The following is a 15469-nucleotide window of genomic DNA, read 5'->3' as shown; positions in this document are numbered from 1 at the left end:
CGTTTCCCACCCTATGGGTTGGGCCTGTTCGGCTTGCGAACTTCAGTCGCGCGGGTCGAACGGGTCGAGGCCGAGCAGCGGGAAGACCGCCGTTCGGGTCTGGGTCACCGCTCGGTCGACCGCGTCCTCGCTGGTCGGCTGCCACGGCTCGAACGAGGTGTCGCCGTCGTCGGTGAGCCGCAGCGGGATCTCCCGGCCGGGCAGCCGGGTCGCCGCCAGGGCGCGCCAGCCGGCCGGGGTCGGCAGCAGCGGGTCGAGCGGGTCGCCGGTGGCCGTGGCCAGCAGGTGGGTCCAGGTGCGTGGGACGACCTCGACCAGGGCGTACCCGCCGCCGCCCGTGGCCACCCAGCGTCCCTCGCACAGTTCCTCGGCCAGGTCGCGCATCGCGAGGTGTGCGGCCCGCTGGCCGTCGACGGTCAGCCGCAGGTCGGCGAGCGGGTCGAGCCGGTGGCTGTCGGCGCCGCACTGGCTGAACAGCAGTTGCGGGCGGAACGCGCGCAGCACGCTCGGCACCACGGCGTGGAAGGCACGCAGCCAGCCGCGGTCGTCCGTACCCGGTGGCAACGCGATGTTGACCGCACTGCCCTCGGCTCCCGGGCCGCCGATCTCGTAGGGGAAGCCGGTGCCGGGGAACAGCGTCAGCGGTGACTCGTGCAGCGAGACGGTGAGCACCCGCGGGTCGTCGTAGAAGATCGCCTGGACACCGTCGCCGTGGTGGACGTCGATGTCGACGTACGCGATGCGCTCGGCGCCCTGGTCGAGCAGCCCAGCGATGGCGACGGCCGGGTCGTTGTAGACGCAGAAGCCCGACGCCCGGCCCGGCATCGCGTGGTGCAGCCCACCGGCCACGTTGACGGCGTGACGGGCCTCACCCCGCCAGACCGCCTCCGCTGCCGCGATGGTCGCGCCGGCGACGAGGGCGGAGGCGTCGTGCATGTGGTCGAAGACCGGGTTGTCCGGCGTGCCGAAGCCGTACCCCCGGAAGAACGGGTCGTGCGGGGCGACCTTGACGGCCTCGATGTAGTCGGCGCGGTGCACCCGGGCCAGCGCGGCGTCGTCGGCGGGGGTCGGCTTGACCGTGCGGACACCGGCGCGGTCGAGAATGCCCAGCTCACGGGCCAATGCAATGGTCAGTTCGACCCTGACCGGGTTCAACGGATGATCACCCAGGTCGTACCCGAGCAGGTCTTCGTCCCACACCACCACGGCGCCGTCCGGCATGGCGCCATCGTGCCATGCGGTCTTGCTATTCGCCGGTCGCCACCGGCCTGTTCGGGTCGGTGACCCAGTCGCTCCAGGAACCGACATACAGAGCGGCGTCGGTACGCCCGGCGCGGTGCAGGGCCAGCACGGTGTGCGCGGCGGTGACGCCGGAGCCGCAGTACGCGCCGACGGGTACGCCGTCTTGGACGCCCGCTTTGGCGAAGCCGTCTCTGATCTCCTCGGCGGTCCTTAGCCGGCCGTCGTCGCCTGCGTTCTCGGTGGTCGGGCGGTTGACGGCACCGGGGATGTGGCCGGCGACCGGATCGATCGGCTCGACCTCGCCCCGGAACCTCGGTGCGACGCGGGCGTCGATCAGCGTGCCTGCGTTGGCTGTCGCGGCGGCTTCGTCGGCCGTCAGGCTGGGCATGCTGCCGGGTTTGACCTCTATATCGCCTTCGGTGGTGTTTGGTTCCTCGGTCGTCACCGGATGACCTTGCTTGGTCCAGGCCGCGATGCCGCCGTCGAGGACCCTCGTGTCGCGGTGGCCGGCCCAGCGGAGGATCCACCACGCCCTTGCTGCCGCCTGGCCGTCGCCGGCGTCGTACACGACGACTGGTTTGTCGTTCCTGACGCCCTTGGCTCTTAGCTGTTCCTGGAGCCGGGCCGGATCGGGCAGCGGGTGCCGGCCGTTGGGTCCCGGTTCGCCGGCCAGTTCAGTGTCGAGGTCGATGAAGACGGCGCCAGGAATGTGACCCTCGACGTAGTCCTCGCGGCCCGGCCGGCCGGCGAGCCGCCAGCGGGCATCGAGCACGGTCATGCCGGGCAGGCCGGCGCGCAACCCATCAGGGTCGATCGTGAGATCATCGGCGGAAACCACGCGCTCCAGTGAACACCCGCCCGACGCCTTTCGTGGCGCCGGGTTGTCGGTGTGGCGAGGTAATATCGACAGCTAGGAGGGCCTTCTGCCGTGAATCACCTTGTCGACACGACCGAGATGTATTTGCGCACCATCCTCGAGTTGGAAGAGGAAGGTGTGCCAGCGCTTCGCGCCCGCATTGCCGAGCGGTTGCACCAGAGCGGCCCGACCGTCAGCCAAACCGTGGCTCGCATGGAACGTGACGGACTACTCACCGTCGAGGGCGACCGCCATCTACTCCTGACCGGCCTCGGCCGCGAGCAGGCGGTGTCCGTGATGCGCAAGCACCGGCTCGCCGAGCTTTTGCTGGTCAACGTGATCGGCATGCCCTACGAAGAGGCCCACGAAGAGGCGTGCCGCTGGGAGCACGTGATGAGCGACGCGGTCGAGCAGAAGGTCTACGACCTGCTCAACCGGCCGACCCGCTCCCCTTACGGCAACCCGATCCCGGGCCTCGACGCCCTGGGCGACCTCCCGGCCGAAGCCGACGGCTTCGACAACAAGGAGCGCAACCTCGCGTTCCCGGGCCTCACCGGCCAGGTGATCGTCCGCCGCATCTGCGAGAGCGTCCAGACGGACGCCGACGTCCTGCGCCAACTCCACGCGGCCGGCGTCGACCCCGGCGCGACGGTGACCGTCGCCCAGGAGCGTGACGGCGTCATGATCGACCGATCGGGTGACCAGGTCCGCCTGCCCCGCGAGGTCGCCTCCCGGGTGTTCGTCGCGGCACACTGAACTCCAGATCTTCGAAAGGCCGGCCCTCCGGGGCCGGCCTTTCGCCGTTTGGCTGGTCAGTTCGCACCCGAGGGCCCGACGCGAGTGACGCCCTGGACCCGCCCGGCCGCGCTCGGTGTCGCGCGCCCGGATCGGGCTGCGGATGTCGGCTCCTGCGACCGCGTCGGTCAGGACTTCTTGGGTGGCTTTACCGCTTCGACGTGTTTGGCCAGGGCGACCATTTGCGGGCCGAGCTCCTTGGCCGGCGGCGGGGCGTCCAGGAGGTCGGTGAAGCGCAGCGACATGAGGCGTTTGTCCTTGGTGAGCCAGCAGAGCTCGAGCCCCGGGCCGGACTTCTCCGTGGCGGCGACCGGCGCCTGGTACGCCGCCAGGCCCAGGCCCTTGACCGCCGTCGCGCCCTTGTCAGGCACGACGTCGTCCTTGAATACGGCGGCGTCGGCGGTGGTCTTGCTGATCGTCAGGGCGAGGTCCGGCAGGTCGCCCTGCTCCGGCTGGACGACGCAGGTGGTGGTCTGCCCGCTGTGGCTGGCGGCGGAGATGCCGAACCGCACGCCGATCGCCTTCTCGATCGCCTCGTAGTCGAAGTAGACGCAGGCGCCGCCGGCGGTCGCGGCCGGGAAGTCCGCGCGGACCGGTGGGAGGGTCTGCTCCGAGGCGGGCTCGTCGGCGCAGCCCGCGACGCCGCAGGCGAGGCTCAGGACCGCGCCGAGGCAGGCCAGCCGGGACGCCCGGCGGCCATCCACCCTGGACGGTCGGGCGGCCAGGTCGCTGTGGCGGCTACGCGACAGGACCACAACAACTCCTCGATCGACGCTCGGATCAGCACGGAGTGCGCCGCCCGAAAAGATACGGCTTCGCCGGGGCGGGCGGAAGTCCGGGTTGTCCGTCGGTCAGGCGGGGAGTTGGGCCACGATGTGCTTCGCGATCTCCAGCGAACTGGTCGCGGCGGGTGACGGTGCGTTGAGCACGTGCACCTGGCGGTCGCGGGCGACGATCAGGAAGTCGTCGACCAGGGCGCCGTCGCGGCCGATCGCCTGGGCGCGGACGCCGGCGCCGGCCGGCACCAGGTCGGCCTCGGTGACCGCGGGCACGAGGCGGGCCAGGCTCTCGGCGAACAGGCGGCGGCTGAGCGAGCGGCGCACCTCGGTCAGCCCGTACCGGAAATGCCGGCGGGCCAGGCGCCACAGGCCCGCGTACGCCATGAAGTCCGCGATGTCCCTCGGGTTGATCTTGCTCCAGCGGTAGCCCTCGCGGGCCAGCGCGAGCACGGCGTTGGGTCCGGCGTGGACGGTGCTGTCGATCATGCGGGTCAGGTGGACGCCCAGGAAGGGGAACTGCGGATCCGGCACGGGGTAGATCAGCCCGCGGACCAGGCCGCGCCGCTCGGGCGTCAGTTCATAATATTCACCTCTAAAGGGTACGATTCGCGCCGGCGGCTCGACGCCCGCGAGGCGGGCTACCCGGTCGGCGTGCAGTCCCGCGCAGTTGATCAGGACGTCGGCGACCACCTCGCCGGCTGTTGTCCGCACGATCTGCTCGCTGCCGCGCGCCTCGATGCCGGTCACCGCGGTGCCCAGCCGGAGCGTGGCCCCCGCCTTCTCGGCCAGGTCGGCGAGCGTGGTGCAGACGGCGGTGAAGTCGACGATCCCGGTCGACTCGACCCGCAACGCCTCGACGCAGCGCAGTTCGGGCTCGAACTCCTTGGCCTCGGCGGCGCTGACCAGTCGGGCCGGCAGGCCGTTGGCGACCGCGCGCTCGTGGAGCGCGTGCAGGCGCGGCACCTCGGACTCGTCGGCCGCCACGATCAGCTTGCCGCAGACCTCGTGCGCGATGCCGTGGGTGGCACAGAAGTCGACCATGGACGTCCGCCCGGCCGCGCAGAGCCGCGCCTTGAGACTGCCCGGCTTGTAGTAGACGCCCGCGTGGATCACGCCCGAGTTGTGCCCGGTCTGGTGCGCGGCGACCCGCGGCTCCTTGTCGATCACCGTGACCGACGCATCCGGGTGATCCAACGTGAGCCGGTGCGCGGTGGCCAGGCCGACGATGCCGGCCCCGATGACGACATACCGAGTCATGGCGCGAACCCTATTTCACATATGGACAGTGCCGGCAGCCGCGACCGCAACACGTGCCGCGCGCCGCGAGGAACCCGGCCGAAAGGACGAACAACCCGGTCCGCGGGTCAAGATATCCGGCCGAACCGGCGGCGAGCGCGCCGTCGTGGGCCTTGATGATCTCCGCCTGGTACGCGGGATCGGCGGGCATCCGGTCCACGTGCGGCTGACTCAACGGCCGCGGTGCACGCTCACTCTCGGCTGTCGCCACGCCACCACCCGTACCCTATCGGACCTATCGGACCGGTCGTCCGCTGCCTGAATGACCTTCGCCGGTTATATCCCAAGAGGCATCATCCGCACGACGAGAGGGCGCCACCGGCATGACCACCACCGAGCTCCTGCGCGACGACCTGACCGACCTCGCACGGATCGGCGTGCCGGCCCAGGCCCAGCCGTTCGACCTGCGAGAGACCGGCGCGTTCGTCGACCGGGAGCCGGTGCTCGAGGTGCTGATGTCGGTGCGCCGGGTGGACGGCGGGCCGCCGTACCCGGCGATGTATCTGGGTCCGATCGCCGAGCCCTTCCTCGGCCGTGCGCAGGACGGCGTGGCCTTCGCCGCCCGGATCGACCCCCAACGTCCGGATCGGGTGCTGGTCGACTGGACCGCCTGCGCCGCATAGCCCCAGGTTGGGTGGGTAACGGTCGTCTTATGGAGACCACCTGGAAGCCTGTGAACGAGGACGAGAGCGGCACCCTGTCGAGCGGCGAGAAGCGCAGCCTTCCGGATTCGGCGTTCGCGTTTCCCGAGTCGCGCAAGGAGCCGCTGGTCGACGCCGACCACGTGCGCAATGCGATCGCGCGCTTCGACCAGGTCAAGGGCGCCAGTGACAAGGAGCGGGAGCAGGCGTTCGGCAACCTGAGGAAGGCCGCCAAACACTTCGACATCGACATGTCGGAGACGGACTGGCATCAGCTCGGCAAGCCCTCGCAGTAAGGGTTGGTCAGCCCCAGACCAGAACGCGTCCGTCCTGGGTGCCGATCGCCAGGCGGCCCGGGCCCAGCCGGGCGAGGGACAGCGGGATGACGGGACGGCCGTCGACCCGAAGGTTCTGCCGGGCGTGCACCGTGCCGTCCGCCGCCCGCAGCACCACCAACTCACCCGAGTTGAACGTGACGTAGACGAGGTCGCCGTCGAGGTCGAGGTCGGTGGCCCGGTCGTCCGCGGTGAACACCCATTGCGGCTCGCCGGTCGGGTAGGCGCGGCGAACCACGAACGCCTTCCTGCCGCCGAGGAGCGGGCTTTCATCGCCGACCGCCCCACCGGTGTGGACGAGCGACGGCCCTGACCTGTCGTCCAGGTACGCACCGCGGCCGCCGAAGAGGTGGGTGCCGTCCCACGCGAGGGGGAACAGGCGGTGGGCCGTGCCCTCGGGGGCGTCCACCGCGACGACCCATTTGTCGAGCCAGTGACGGTCGGGCCGACCTTGAAGAAACAGCAGGTCAGGCGCGTACCTGATGGCGAAGAAGTGGTTCAGCGCGTCGTACTGGCCGAGTTCTGCCCTCGCCCCGCGGGTGCCGTCCGGGTGGTACAGAACGACGTCACCGGTCGCCGCTCCACGCACGAACTCGGCGTCTCGCAGCGCCCACCAACCGTCGGTGCGGGACATCAGGACGGCGGGGAAGGTGGCGTCGCGTGTCGCCCGGATCGCACCCGCATCGAGGTCGACCTCGGTCACGACGCTCGGGTCGGTTATCACGTCAGCGGCGCGGGATCTGCGCGGCGACTGGGCCAACGCCACCGCCGTCCGGCCGTCCGGCGAAGTCCTCACCTGGTAGCCGGTGCCCTCCGCCGGCAGCCGCCACAGCGGTTCCGCCGCGTCCGGCGACCAGCACTCCAGGGTGACGTCCTCTAGAGCGGCCAGGATGCGGCCGTCAGGGAGCGATTCGACCGCCCACACGCCGCGTCGTCGCGTCCAGCTCACGCCGCGCTCTTCGCAGAGTGCCTCGATGGCCGCTGTCGCCGCCACCGTCGGGTCGGTCTCCGGTCCGTCCGGGACAGGGGTCTCCCGGTACGGAGGTTTGAGCGTCCCCTTGGTGGCGCCACCCCAGTAGGCCCGGCTGAAGGAGCACGCGAGGGAGGTGGTGCCGAACTCGTCCTCGTCCTCGTCGCACTCGATGGCCAACACCACGTCGATCGTCTGCGCGTCGCGCCAGACGATCTGTCGGACCTCTCGGGACTCGCGGAGCACCGACACGGCGGTGCCCGCGGTCAGGTCCAACATGAGGAGCTCGCCCCCGTAGAACCAGCCTCCGTCGTATTGGCCCGTGCCGATCGCGGCCAACGGGAGGGTCGGGTGGCAGGCGATCACGTTGACCGGCCAGAGGGTGGTGATCTGATGAACGCAGGTCAGGTCGTCGGACCTGTAGACCGCCACCGGATTCCAGCCCGCGTGCGGTCGCGACCGCTCGGAGACGTCGTGGCCGTGCCACTGCGGCTGGACCGGCTCGCCCCCGACCACGATGAAACCACTGCTCGGCGAGGTGGCAACCGCACGCGGCTGACCGATCTCGCGGAACGGCCCGGCTCCCAGCACGCGCTCGAGCCGCACGTAGTCGCCACTCTCGTTCACGCATTGATGATGCTGCCCGCTGTCAACCAACGGCATGGGTTTTGGGTCCGGGGCCAGGCGGTCCCCTGCCAGAACGGCAGCGACCGCCCGGTCCTGGCGGGACCGGGCGGTCGCTGTTTCAGACTCGATCGCTCACCGGGCGATCAGACGTCCTTCGGGCTCCGGCTGCAGCCCAGAGGTCGAGCCGCAGCCGTCTTCTCGGGTCAGCTGCAGCCGGAGGTCGAGCCGCAGCCTTCGCAGACGTAGCAGCTGCCGGCCGGGCGCATCTTCGTGCCGCAGGTGAAGCAGAGCGGCGCGTCGGCGGCCTTGCCGATCACGGACTCGAGCAGTTCGATCGAGGAGCCGGCCCGCGGCGACGGCGCCGCGATCTGGACCGGGATGTCGGCGGCCTTGGCCGACGGCGCCTTCTCTTCCGTTGCCTTGTCCTCGGTCGGCTTGGCCTCGATCGGCGCGGACGACGCCATCTGGGTCAGGTCGATCGCGGCCTCGGCCTCCGCTTCGGCGCGGATCTGGGCCGCGCGCTCCTTGGCGGTGAAGATGCCGAGCTCGGCGCGGCGCTCGTAGGGCAGGAAGTCGAGCGCCAGCCGGCGGAAGATGTAGTCCATCACCGACGCGGCCATGCGGATGTCCGGGTCGTCGGTCATGCCCGCCGGCTCGAACCGCATGTTGGTGAACTTGGCGACAAAGGTCTCGAGCGGCACTCCGTATTGCAGGCCGATCGAGATCGCCACCGAGAACGCGTCCATGACGCCGGCCAGGGTCGAACCCTGCTTCGACATCTTGAGGAAGACCTCACCCAGGCCGTCGTCGGGGTAGGACGACGCGGTGAGGTAGCCCTCGGCGCCACCGACCGAGAACGACACCGTCTCGGACGGGCGCTTCTTGGGCAGGCGCTTGCGGACCGGGCGGTATTCGACGACCTTCTCGACCGTCTTCTCCACCACGGCCGGCACCTCGGCCGCGACCTTGTTCGGCTTGGCCACCGACAGCGGCTGGCCAACCTTGCAGTTGTCGCGGTAGATCGCGAGCGCCTTGAGGCCGAGCTTCCAGCCCTCGAAGTAGATCTTCTCGACGTCTTCGACGGTCGCCGCCTCCGGCATGTTGACCGTCTTGGAGATCGCGCCCGAGATGAACGGCTGCACGGCCGCCATCATCCGCACGTGGCCCATCGGCGCGATCGAACGCTCGCCCATCGCGCAGTCGAACACCGCGTAGTGCTCGGTCTTGAGCCCCGGCGCGTCGACGACGTGGCCGTGGTCGGCGATGTGCTCGACGATCGCCTCGACCTGCTCCTCGGGGTAGCCGAGGCTGCGCAGCGCACGCGGAACGGTCTGGTTGACGATCTGCATCGAGCCGCCGCCGACCAGCTTCTTGAACTTGACCAGCGCCAGGTCGGGCTCGACACCGGTGGTGTCGCAGTCCATCATCAGGCCGATCGTGCCGGTCGGCGCGAGCACCGAGGCCTGCGCGTTGCGCCAGCCCGACTTCTCACCGATCTTGATGGCCTGCTGCCACTGCTTCGACGCCTCGCGGGCGATCGCGGTCGCCACCGTGCCGGACGGCTTGATGTCGTCACTGGCCGCGGCGTGCTTGCGCATGACCCGCTTGTGCGGCTCCGCGTTGCGGGCGTAGCCGTCGAAGGCGCCGACCACACCGGCCATCTCGGCCGAGCGCCGGTAGGCGGTGCCCGTCATCAGCGAGGTGATCGCCCCGGCCAGCGAGCGCCCGCCGTCGGAGTCGTAGGGCAGGCCGGACGCCATCAGCAGCGCGCCGAGGTTGGCGTAGCCGATGCCGAGCTGGCGGAAGGCGCGGGTGGTCTCGCCGATCTTCTCGGTCGGGAAGTCGGCGAAGCAGATCGAGATGTCCATCGCCGTGATGACGAACTCGACCGACTTGACGAACCGCTCGACCTCGAAGCCACCGTCGGCGCGGAGGAACTTCATCAGGTTGAGCGAAGCCAGGTTGCAGGACGAGTTGTCGAGGTGGAGGTATTCGGAGCACGGGTTGGACGCGGTGATCCGACCGGTCTCGGGGGAGGTGTGCCAGTCGTTGATCGTGTCGTCGTATTGCAGACCGGGGTCGGCGCACTCCCACGCGGCCTGCGCGATCGTGCGGAACAGCTTGCCGGCGTCGATCGACTCGATCACCGAGCCGTCGAGCCGGCCCTTCAGGTCGAACGAGCCGTTCTCCTCGACCGCGCGCATGAACTCGTCGGTGACCCGCACCGAGTTGTTGGCGTTCTGGTATTGCACGCTGACGATGTCGGAGCCGCCGAGGTCCATGTCGAAGCCGGCGTCGCGGAGCGCCCGGATCTTGTTTTCCTCGCGGGCCTTGGTCTGCACGAACTCTTCGATGTCGGGGTGGTCGACGTCGAGGATGACCATCTTGGCGGCCCGCCGGGTGGCGCCACCGGACTTGATCGTGCCCGCCGACGCGTCAGCGCCGCGCATGAAGCTGACCGGCCCGGAAGCGGTGCCGCCGGAGGAGAGCAGCTCCTTGGACGAGCGGATGCGGGACAGGTTGACCCCGGATCCGGAGCCGCCCTTGAAGATCAGACCCTCTTCCTTGTACCAGTCGAGGATCGAGTCCATCGAGTCGTCGACGGCCAGGATGAAACAGGCACTGACCTGCTGCGGCGACGGCGTGCCGACGTTGAACCACACCGGCGAGTTGAAGCTGAACACCTGGTGCAGAAGCATGTAGGTCAGCTCGTGCTCGAAGACCTCGGCGTCACCCGGGTTGACGAAGTAGCCGTTGTCCTCGCCCGCCTTGCGGTAGGTCTTCACGACCCGGTCGATGAGCTGCTTGAGCGACCACTCGCGCTCCGCGGTGCCCACTGCGCCACGGAAGTATTTGGTCGTGACGATGTTGGCCGCGTTGACGCTCCACGACTCCGGGAACTCAACGCCGCGCTGCTCGAAGTTGATCGAGCCGTCACGCCAGTTGGTCATCACCACGTCGCGGCGCTCCCACGCCACCTCGTCGTAAGGGTGGACACCCTCGGTCGTCCACACCCGCTCGACCTTGAGCCCGGTCGCCCCCACGGCCCGTGCTCGACTCTTGCCAGCGGCAACGTCGCCCGCCATGTCACCCGCCCCCTCGTTTACGAACTCGATCAAAAGCTTTACTTGGTACGCGTTTCCGCGTTGACAGCCGCGATGGCGGTGCCCTCTAGTCGCGCGACCGCGGCCGCGCGGAGCGTCTCGATCTCGCGCTCGAAGTCGCTCAGCGACTCGAACGAGCGGTAGACGCTGGCGAAGCGCAGGTAGGCCACCTCGTCGAGGTCGCGCAGCGGGCCGAGAATGGCAAGCCCCACGTCGTGGCTGGGGATCTCGGCGGCCCCCTTGGCCCGAACGGTCTCTTCGACCTTCTGGGCCAGCAGCGCGATGGAGTCTTCATCGACCGGACGCCCCTGGCAGGCCTTGCGCACGCCAGTGACGATCTTGGTGCGGCTGAACGGCTCGGTCACGCCGCTGCGCTTGACCACCGCGAGGACGGCCTCCTCAACGGTGGTGAACCGCTTGCTGCACTCGGTGCACGAGCGCCGCCGCCGGATCAGCTGGCCGTCGTCGGCCTCGCGCGAGTCGACGACCCGCGAGTCGGGGTGTCGGCAGTAAGGACAGCGCATCGCCGACCTCCTCTCTTGAACTGATCTCGCGGGTCACGCTAGTGCGACCCTCTGACACTCTTGGCGGCGCTAGGCGCCGGCCCGCGGCCGATTCCGCGCACACCTGTGGACAACGGCAAACGACCTGCGGTGGCTGCGCCCCGAGGTTCGCCGCTGTGCACAACTTGTGGGAAAGGTGTGGGTAACTCTGTCGAGTCTACCCCTACCTGTGGACAACTTACATACCTGTAACTACTACATCTAGGGGTTCGACCGTAGGCCGCCCACGTCCCGGGGTCAAGTTGGACGGGCGTGTCGCTGGTGCCACGTTTCGGTCTCAACGTGATTCGTGTGGCTCCTGTGACTAGCCACACGGGCGGTCCGGCAGGCTCACCGACGGCTGGTGGGAGCGGACGTCTCGGCCCGCCGGAGGGACGCCCGGCAGGCCCGCAAGCCGCCCATCATGAGCCCCGGCCGAGGGCCGACGCAAACATCGGGCCGAAGCACCCGATCCGGCGACGCGGACCCCCAATCCAACGAAACGACCACCCGGAACAACGCCTTCCCAGCCCTTGCGGCAACGGAACAAGCACCGCCCGGCCGACAAGGACGCGGCAACGAAGCGGGCCGCTGCCACGCCCCGCGACCTTCGCCTCCCTTCGGCCCAGGCGACCTGGATCGAGGCTTGAACAGCAGTGGATCCGGCTCGGTACGCCGCTTGCCACGCCCACGTCGAAGGACACGACTCGGACCGCGCAGGCACCTAGGCCCGAGGACAGGGCGCCGCCGGACCGCACGTCAACACCGCCCGACGCGCCCCCCAGACCGTGCCCGGGCACCCCAACAGCACGCGTCGTGGCGCGCGACCTGGATCGCTGAGCCCGGCCCGGCACGTCGGGGTCGTTTGCCGCGTCACGGTGAAGGGTGTTGGCGCGGACAGCCCCGTGCGAATCCGGTCCGGGCACGACGTGTCGTTCCGCCGCAGGGTCCCCCAACCCCACGAACTCTCCGGCACCCGGTGGCTGGCGGTCAGTCTGGTGGCAGGACGAGTTTCTGGCCCGCGTGGATCGTGAAGTCGTCCATGTCGTTCAGGCGGCGGATCTCGTCGATCACCTTGAACGGCGCGTTGCTCGGTCGGTGCCGGGCGACCACCGACCAGAGTGTGTCGCCGGGCTGGACCACCGCGACCGGTGGTGGCTCGGCGTGGTCAGCGGCGCGGGACGCCGGGGACAGGATCGCGGCCAACAGACCGACCGCGACCAGGAAAAGACCCACCAGAACCAGCCGGCCACGCCGCGTGAGACGCAGGCGTGGCTTCGGTCTGCTCGCGGGAGGCCTGGAAATCCCGCCTTCGGCACCACCCGAAATGCTGACCACGCTCATCCCGACCCCCAAGATCGAACGCCAGTTCGATAGTACGGACGTACGATGGTGTATCAGAACAGGCGTTCGGATGTCGAGCCCAGAAGGCGCGACACGCCGGACACGGATCTCGTACAGATGTTTGAAACTGTCTCAACCCACCGATACGGTCATGGTCACCCCAACCGCGAATTAGGGCATCACAGCCGACCAGGGAGGACGGACGTGTCGACCGACGACCGGGCGAGCCGGCAGCACCAACCGCAGAAGATCGCGTCCGAGGCCGCGTCGCCAAGTGCGCGCAAGCGAGGCGCCGCGCGGGCTCGCGCGGCGACGCCGGAGGTCAGAGCCGTCACACCCGTGGTCAGCAGCTTCCCCGATGTGACCGCGTCCGAGCTCACCGCGCGGCAGCGACGAATCCTCGAGTTCATCAGGGACTGGGTGGAGCGATACGGCTACCCACCAAGCGTCCGGGAGATCGGCGAGGCGGTCGGGCTGGTCTCGCCGTCGAGCGTCGCCTACCAGCTCAAGGAGCTTGAGCGGAAGGGCTTCCTGCGGCGCGACCCCAACCGGCCGCGCGCCGTCGACGTGCGGCCGCCGGCCGACCTCGACGACGAGGCCGCGCGGACGCAACGCCCCAAGCCCGCCTACGTGCCGATGCTGGGTCAGATCGCCGCCGGTGGTCCGATCCTCGCCGAGCAGGCCGTGGAGGACGTCTTCCCCCTCCCCCGCGAGCTCGTCGGCGAAGGCGACGTCTTCATGCTCCACGTCAAGGGCGACTCGATGCTCGAAGCCGCGATCTGCGACGGCGACTGGGTGGTCGTCCGGCAGCAGCCCACCGCCAACAACGGCGAGATCGTGGCGGCGATGCTCGACGGCGAGGCGACGGTCAAGACGTTCCAGCGCCGCGAGGGCCACGTCTGGCTGCTACCGCGCAACCCGGCGTTCGACCCGATCAACGGCGACGAGGCCACCATCATGGGCCGCGTTGTGGCGATCCTCCGCCGCATCTAACGAAACAGCGCTCGGCCCGCCGGTCCAGACCGGCGGGCCAGCCGCCAGCGCGGCGGCAAGAACGTCGACGGAGACAGCGGTCATCACGCACCTGGCCGGTGTCCGCCTCCTGCGCAGGCTGCTCGCGTTGGAGCCTTGAAAGCATGTCGCCGCCGGTCGCCCTTTGAGCCAAGCCCCGCGGCCATCCCATACGGCATGCCTGTGGCACATCAGTCAAGGCTGCACGCGGGGTTAGAGCCGCACGGGACGCCAGACGAAACCCGTCCCAGCCCTACCGCGAAAGCACGCTAGCGGAAGTAAAGCTCAGCCCCGGTAACCGGAGCCGACGTAGCCGTTGCCGTCGTAGCCGTCCCGGCCGTGCTGGTCCTGGGGGCCGTAGCCGTAGTCGTCCGGCGCGTTCCGCGGCCGTCCATAGCCGGCTCCGCGCGACCCGCCCTGCTGCGGCGGCCCGTACCCATCACCCTGGCCGCCGGGCCCGCCGCCATAAACGCCACCGGAACCGCGCTGGCCGCCACCGCCGCCGCCATAAGCGCCGCCACCACCACCGCCGCGCTGCGGACCGCCGTAGACACCGCCGCCCGGCGCCGCGGGCTGGCCGCCGTAGACACCAGGTGCTGCGGGCTGACCGCCATAGACACCGCCGGCTTGCGCCGGGGCTGGCTGGCCGCCGTAGACACCGCCGTTGGGCTGGCCGCCGTACACGTTGCCGCTGTTGCCGTCCTTGTCCCAGGTCGCCTGTTCTGGGGCTGTCTGGCGGCCGACCCGCGCGTTGCCCGTGCCCACTGGCTCGGCACCGACGCCTGCGGCCTTCTTCTTGCGGGCCACGATGATGCCGGCGACGCCGGCGCCGACCAGGATCAGGCCGATCACACCGATCGCCGCGATCAGCTTCGTGATGTCTTTCAGCGACAGGTTGTCGAAGAAGGACCCGCCGCCACCGCCGGCCGCGCCGTCGGTCTTCGTGTCGCCGGTGGGTGGGGCCGGGGAAGCGGGTACGTAGCTGAGGATGTCGATGTCCGGGTCATCACCGAGTTGGCCGCCGTCGGAGACCGTGACGAACTGCTTGCCATCGGTGGTGTACGAGATCGCCTCGCCGAACGGGTCGGTCAGGCCCGTGATCCGGGGCGCGGTGCCACCGGTCAGGGCCGCCACCACGTCGCCGCCCTCGGCAACGTCCCACTCGAACGCGTCGGCATAGGTGCGGAGGACCACCTTCGTGCCGTCGTCCGAGCGGGCCGCGCCCGTGACCGTGAGGCGCCCAGCGGCGTTGAGGAGGTTGGGCGTCTCGGTCTTGGGGACGGTGACGTCGCCGACCTTCTTCATCGGCACGCCGGTCGAGTTGCCGTTCTTGATCGCCGAGGCGGGGACGAACAGCTCCGCCGGGCCGGCCGACTTGGTGATGACCAGCGGGGTGCCGGCGCCGGTGCCGGTCATGACCAGCGCCTCCGCGTCGCGCGGCTTGTCGTCCGGGTAGACGAAGCGGTGCAGCGTCGGCTGCTTGCTGCCGTTGGCCGGGAGGCTCCACAGCACGATGCTCTCGCGCTGGTCGTCGCTGGTGATGTTGTTGCCGGTGTCGGCGACCCAGAGGGTCTTGCCGTCCGGCGAGAGCGCCAGGTCTTCGGTGTCGCGGGGACCGCCGCCGGGGTAGGCGACCGAGTCGTCGACCTTGCACTTCTTGTCAAGGAAGAAGACGCGCTCGCGGCTCGACACGTCGGTGCTGTCGTTGATGACGACGTAGCCCGACTTGGTCGCGACGAGACCGGAGAGCTCGACCAACTTCGAGTCGGTGATCGCGCAGACCTTCTTGCCGTCGACGACCGCCGCTGCGCCGGCTGCACCGGCGGGAGTGGGGGATGGAGCGGCCCATGCGGTGCCAAATCCGGCACCGAGCGCCGCTGCGACCACGCCCAGGACGACCGTGATCGAAGAGGAAGCGCGCGGCATC

The 15469-nt window shown here is 69.7% G+C and carries 14 protein-coding genes; 4 read left to right on the top strand and 10 right to left on the bottom strand.

Annotated features, from left to right (window positions below; all coding sequences use genetic code 11):
- Positions 1-42 precede the first annotated feature (42 nt).
- Positions 43-1221 (bottom strand): acetoin utilization protein AcuC, encoded by a 1179-nt coding sequence (locus tag BLV39_RS20185; RefSeq protein ID WP_090794728.1) that lies wholly within the window; start codon positions 1219-1221, stop codon positions 43-45.
- 25 nt (positions 1222-1246) lie between these two features.
- Entirely contained in the window at positions 1247-2080 is an 834-nt protein-coding gene (locus tag BLV39_RS20180) for a sulfurtransferase (protein WP_176984990.1), read from the bottom strand.
- Between the two features lie 90 nt (positions 2081-2170).
- Here BLV39_RS20180 and BLV39_RS20175 point away from each other — a divergent pair, with 90 nt between their 5' ends.
- Positions 2171-2854: an iron-dependent transcriptional repressor DtxR gene (locus BLV39_RS20175; RefSeq protein WP_090794721.1), complete on the top strand. Its 684-nt coding sequence runs from the start codon at positions 2171-2173 to the stop codon at positions 2852-2854.
- A gap of 167 nt (positions 2855-3021) precedes the next feature.
- On the opposite strand, the gene BLV39_RS20170 is transcribed toward BLV39_RS20175, so the two are convergent.
- The 3 genes from BLV39_RS20170 to BLV39_RS20160 form a co-directional block, all read right to left on the bottom strand.
- Positions 3022-3648 (bottom strand): hypothetical protein, encoded by a 627-nt coding sequence (locus BLV39_RS20170; RefSeq protein WP_090794718.1) that lies wholly within the window; start codon positions 3646-3648, stop codon positions 3022-3024.
- Between the two features lie 96 nt (positions 3649-3744).
- A complete protein-coding gene (gene lhgO / locus BLV39_RS20165) occupies positions 3745-4929 on the bottom strand; it encodes an L-2-hydroxyglutarate oxidase (RefSeq protein WP_090794716.1) in 1185 nt (394 codons plus the stop codon).
- A gap of 10 nt (positions 4930-4939) precedes the next feature.
- Positions 4940-5119 (bottom strand): C1orf53 family protein, encoded by a 180-nt coding sequence (locus BLV39_RS20160; protein ID WP_090797584.1) that lies wholly within the window; start codon positions 5117-5119, stop codon positions 4940-4942.
- Positions 5120-5291: 172 nt separating this feature from the next.
- Between BLV39_RS20160 and BLV39_RS20155 the strand changes: the two genes are divergently transcribed.
- Both BLV39_RS20155 and BLV39_RS20150 read left to right on the top strand, forming a co-directional pair.
- A complete protein-coding gene (locus BLV39_RS20155; RefSeq protein ID WP_090794714.1) occupies positions 5292-5591 on the top strand; it encodes a hypothetical protein in 300 nt (99 codons plus the stop codon).
- Between the two features lie 29 nt (positions 5592-5620).
- A complete protein-coding gene (locus BLV39_RS20150; protein WP_090794709.1) occupies positions 5621-5905 on the top strand; it encodes a DUF6582 domain-containing protein in 285 nt (94 codons plus the stop codon).
- A gap of 7 nt (positions 5906-5912) precedes the next feature.
- Here the strand turns inward: BLV39_RS20150 and BLV39_RS20145 are convergent, their stop codons facing one another.
- From BLV39_RS20145 to BLV39_RS20130, 4 genes are all read right to left on the bottom strand, one after another.
- On the bottom strand, positions 5913-7541 hold the full coding sequence (locus BLV39_RS20145) for a hypothetical protein (RefSeq protein WP_090794706.1): 1629 nt from the start codon (positions 7539-7541) through the stop codon (positions 5913-5915).
- 203 nt (positions 7542-7744) lie between these two features.
- Complete coding sequence (locus BLV39_RS20140) at positions 7745-10627, bottom strand: vitamin B12-dependent ribonucleotide reductase (RefSeq protein WP_090797582.1); 2883 nt, start codon at positions 10625-10627, stop codon at positions 7745-7747.
- 38 nt (positions 10628-10665) lie between these two features.
- A complete protein-coding gene (gene nrdR / locus BLV39_RS20135; protein WP_090794703.1) occupies positions 10666-11169 on the bottom strand; it encodes a transcriptional regulator NrdR in 504 nt (167 codons plus the stop codon).
- Between the two features lie 1008 nt (positions 11170-12177).
- On the bottom strand, positions 12178-12423 hold the full coding sequence (locus BLV39_RS20130; protein WP_204082857.1) for a LysM peptidoglycan-binding domain-containing protein: 246 nt from the start codon (positions 12421-12423) through the stop codon (positions 12178-12180).
- Positions 12424-12735: 312 nt separating this feature from the next.
- On the opposite strand from BLV39_RS20130, the gene lexA reads away from it, so the two are divergent.
- Positions 12736-13524 (top strand): transcriptional repressor LexA, encoded by a 789-nt coding sequence (lexA, locus tag BLV39_RS20125; RefSeq protein WP_239083831.1) that lies wholly within the window; start codon positions 12736-12738, stop codon positions 13522-13524.
- Positions 13525-13827: 303 nt separating this feature from the next.
- Here the strand turns inward: lexA and BLV39_RS20120 are convergent, their stop codons facing one another.
- Positions 13828-15468 carry a hypothetical protein gene (locus BLV39_RS20120; RefSeq protein WP_090794693.1) on the bottom strand — a complete coding sequence of 547 codons (1641 nt, stop codon included), beginning with the start codon at positions 15466-15468 and terminating at the stop codon, positions 13828-13830.
- Between the last annotated feature and the right edge of the window lies 1 nt (position 15469).

Origin of the sequence: Asanoa ishikariensis (assembly GCF_900107455.1) — a bacterium.
Taxonomy (GTDB): domain Bacteria; phylum Actinomycetota; class Actinomycetes; order Mycobacteriales; family Micromonosporaceae; genus Asanoa; species Asanoa ishikariensis.
This window is presented reverse-complemented; position numbering and strand designations above follow the sequence as displayed.

Coding starts and splice junctions, on each gene's coding strand:
- BLV39_RS20185 (WP_090794728.1), bottom strand. CDS start 1,221: ATGCCGGACGGCGCCGTGGTGGTGTGGGACGAAGACCTGCTCGGGTAC.
- lhgO (WP_090794716.1), bottom strand. CDS start 4,929: ATGACTCGGTATGTCGTCATCGGGGCCGGCATCGTCGGCCTGGCCACC.
- BLV39_RS20160 (WP_090797584.1), bottom strand. CDS start 5,119: ATGCCCGCCGATCCCGCGTACCAGGCGGAGATCATCAAGGCCCACGAC.
- BLV39_RS20155 (WP_090794714.1), top strand. CDS start 5,292: ATGACCACCACCGAGCTCCTGCGCGACGACCTGACCGACCTCGCACGG.
- BLV39_RS20150 (WP_090794709.1), top strand. CDS start 5,621: ATGGAGACCACCTGGAAGCCTGTGAACGAGGACGAGAGCGGCACCCTG.
- BLV39_RS20140 (WP_090797582.1), bottom strand. CDS start 10,627: ATGGCGGGCGACGTTGCCGCTGGCAAGAGTCGAGCACGGGCCGTGGGG.
- nrdR (WP_090794703.1), bottom strand. CDS start 11,169: ATGCGCTGTCCTTACTGCCGACACCCCGACTCGCGGGTCGTCGACTCG.
- BLV39_RS20120 (WP_090794693.1), bottom strand. CDS start 15,468: ATGCCGCGCGCTTCCTCTTCGATCACGGTCGTCCTGGGCGTGGTCGCA.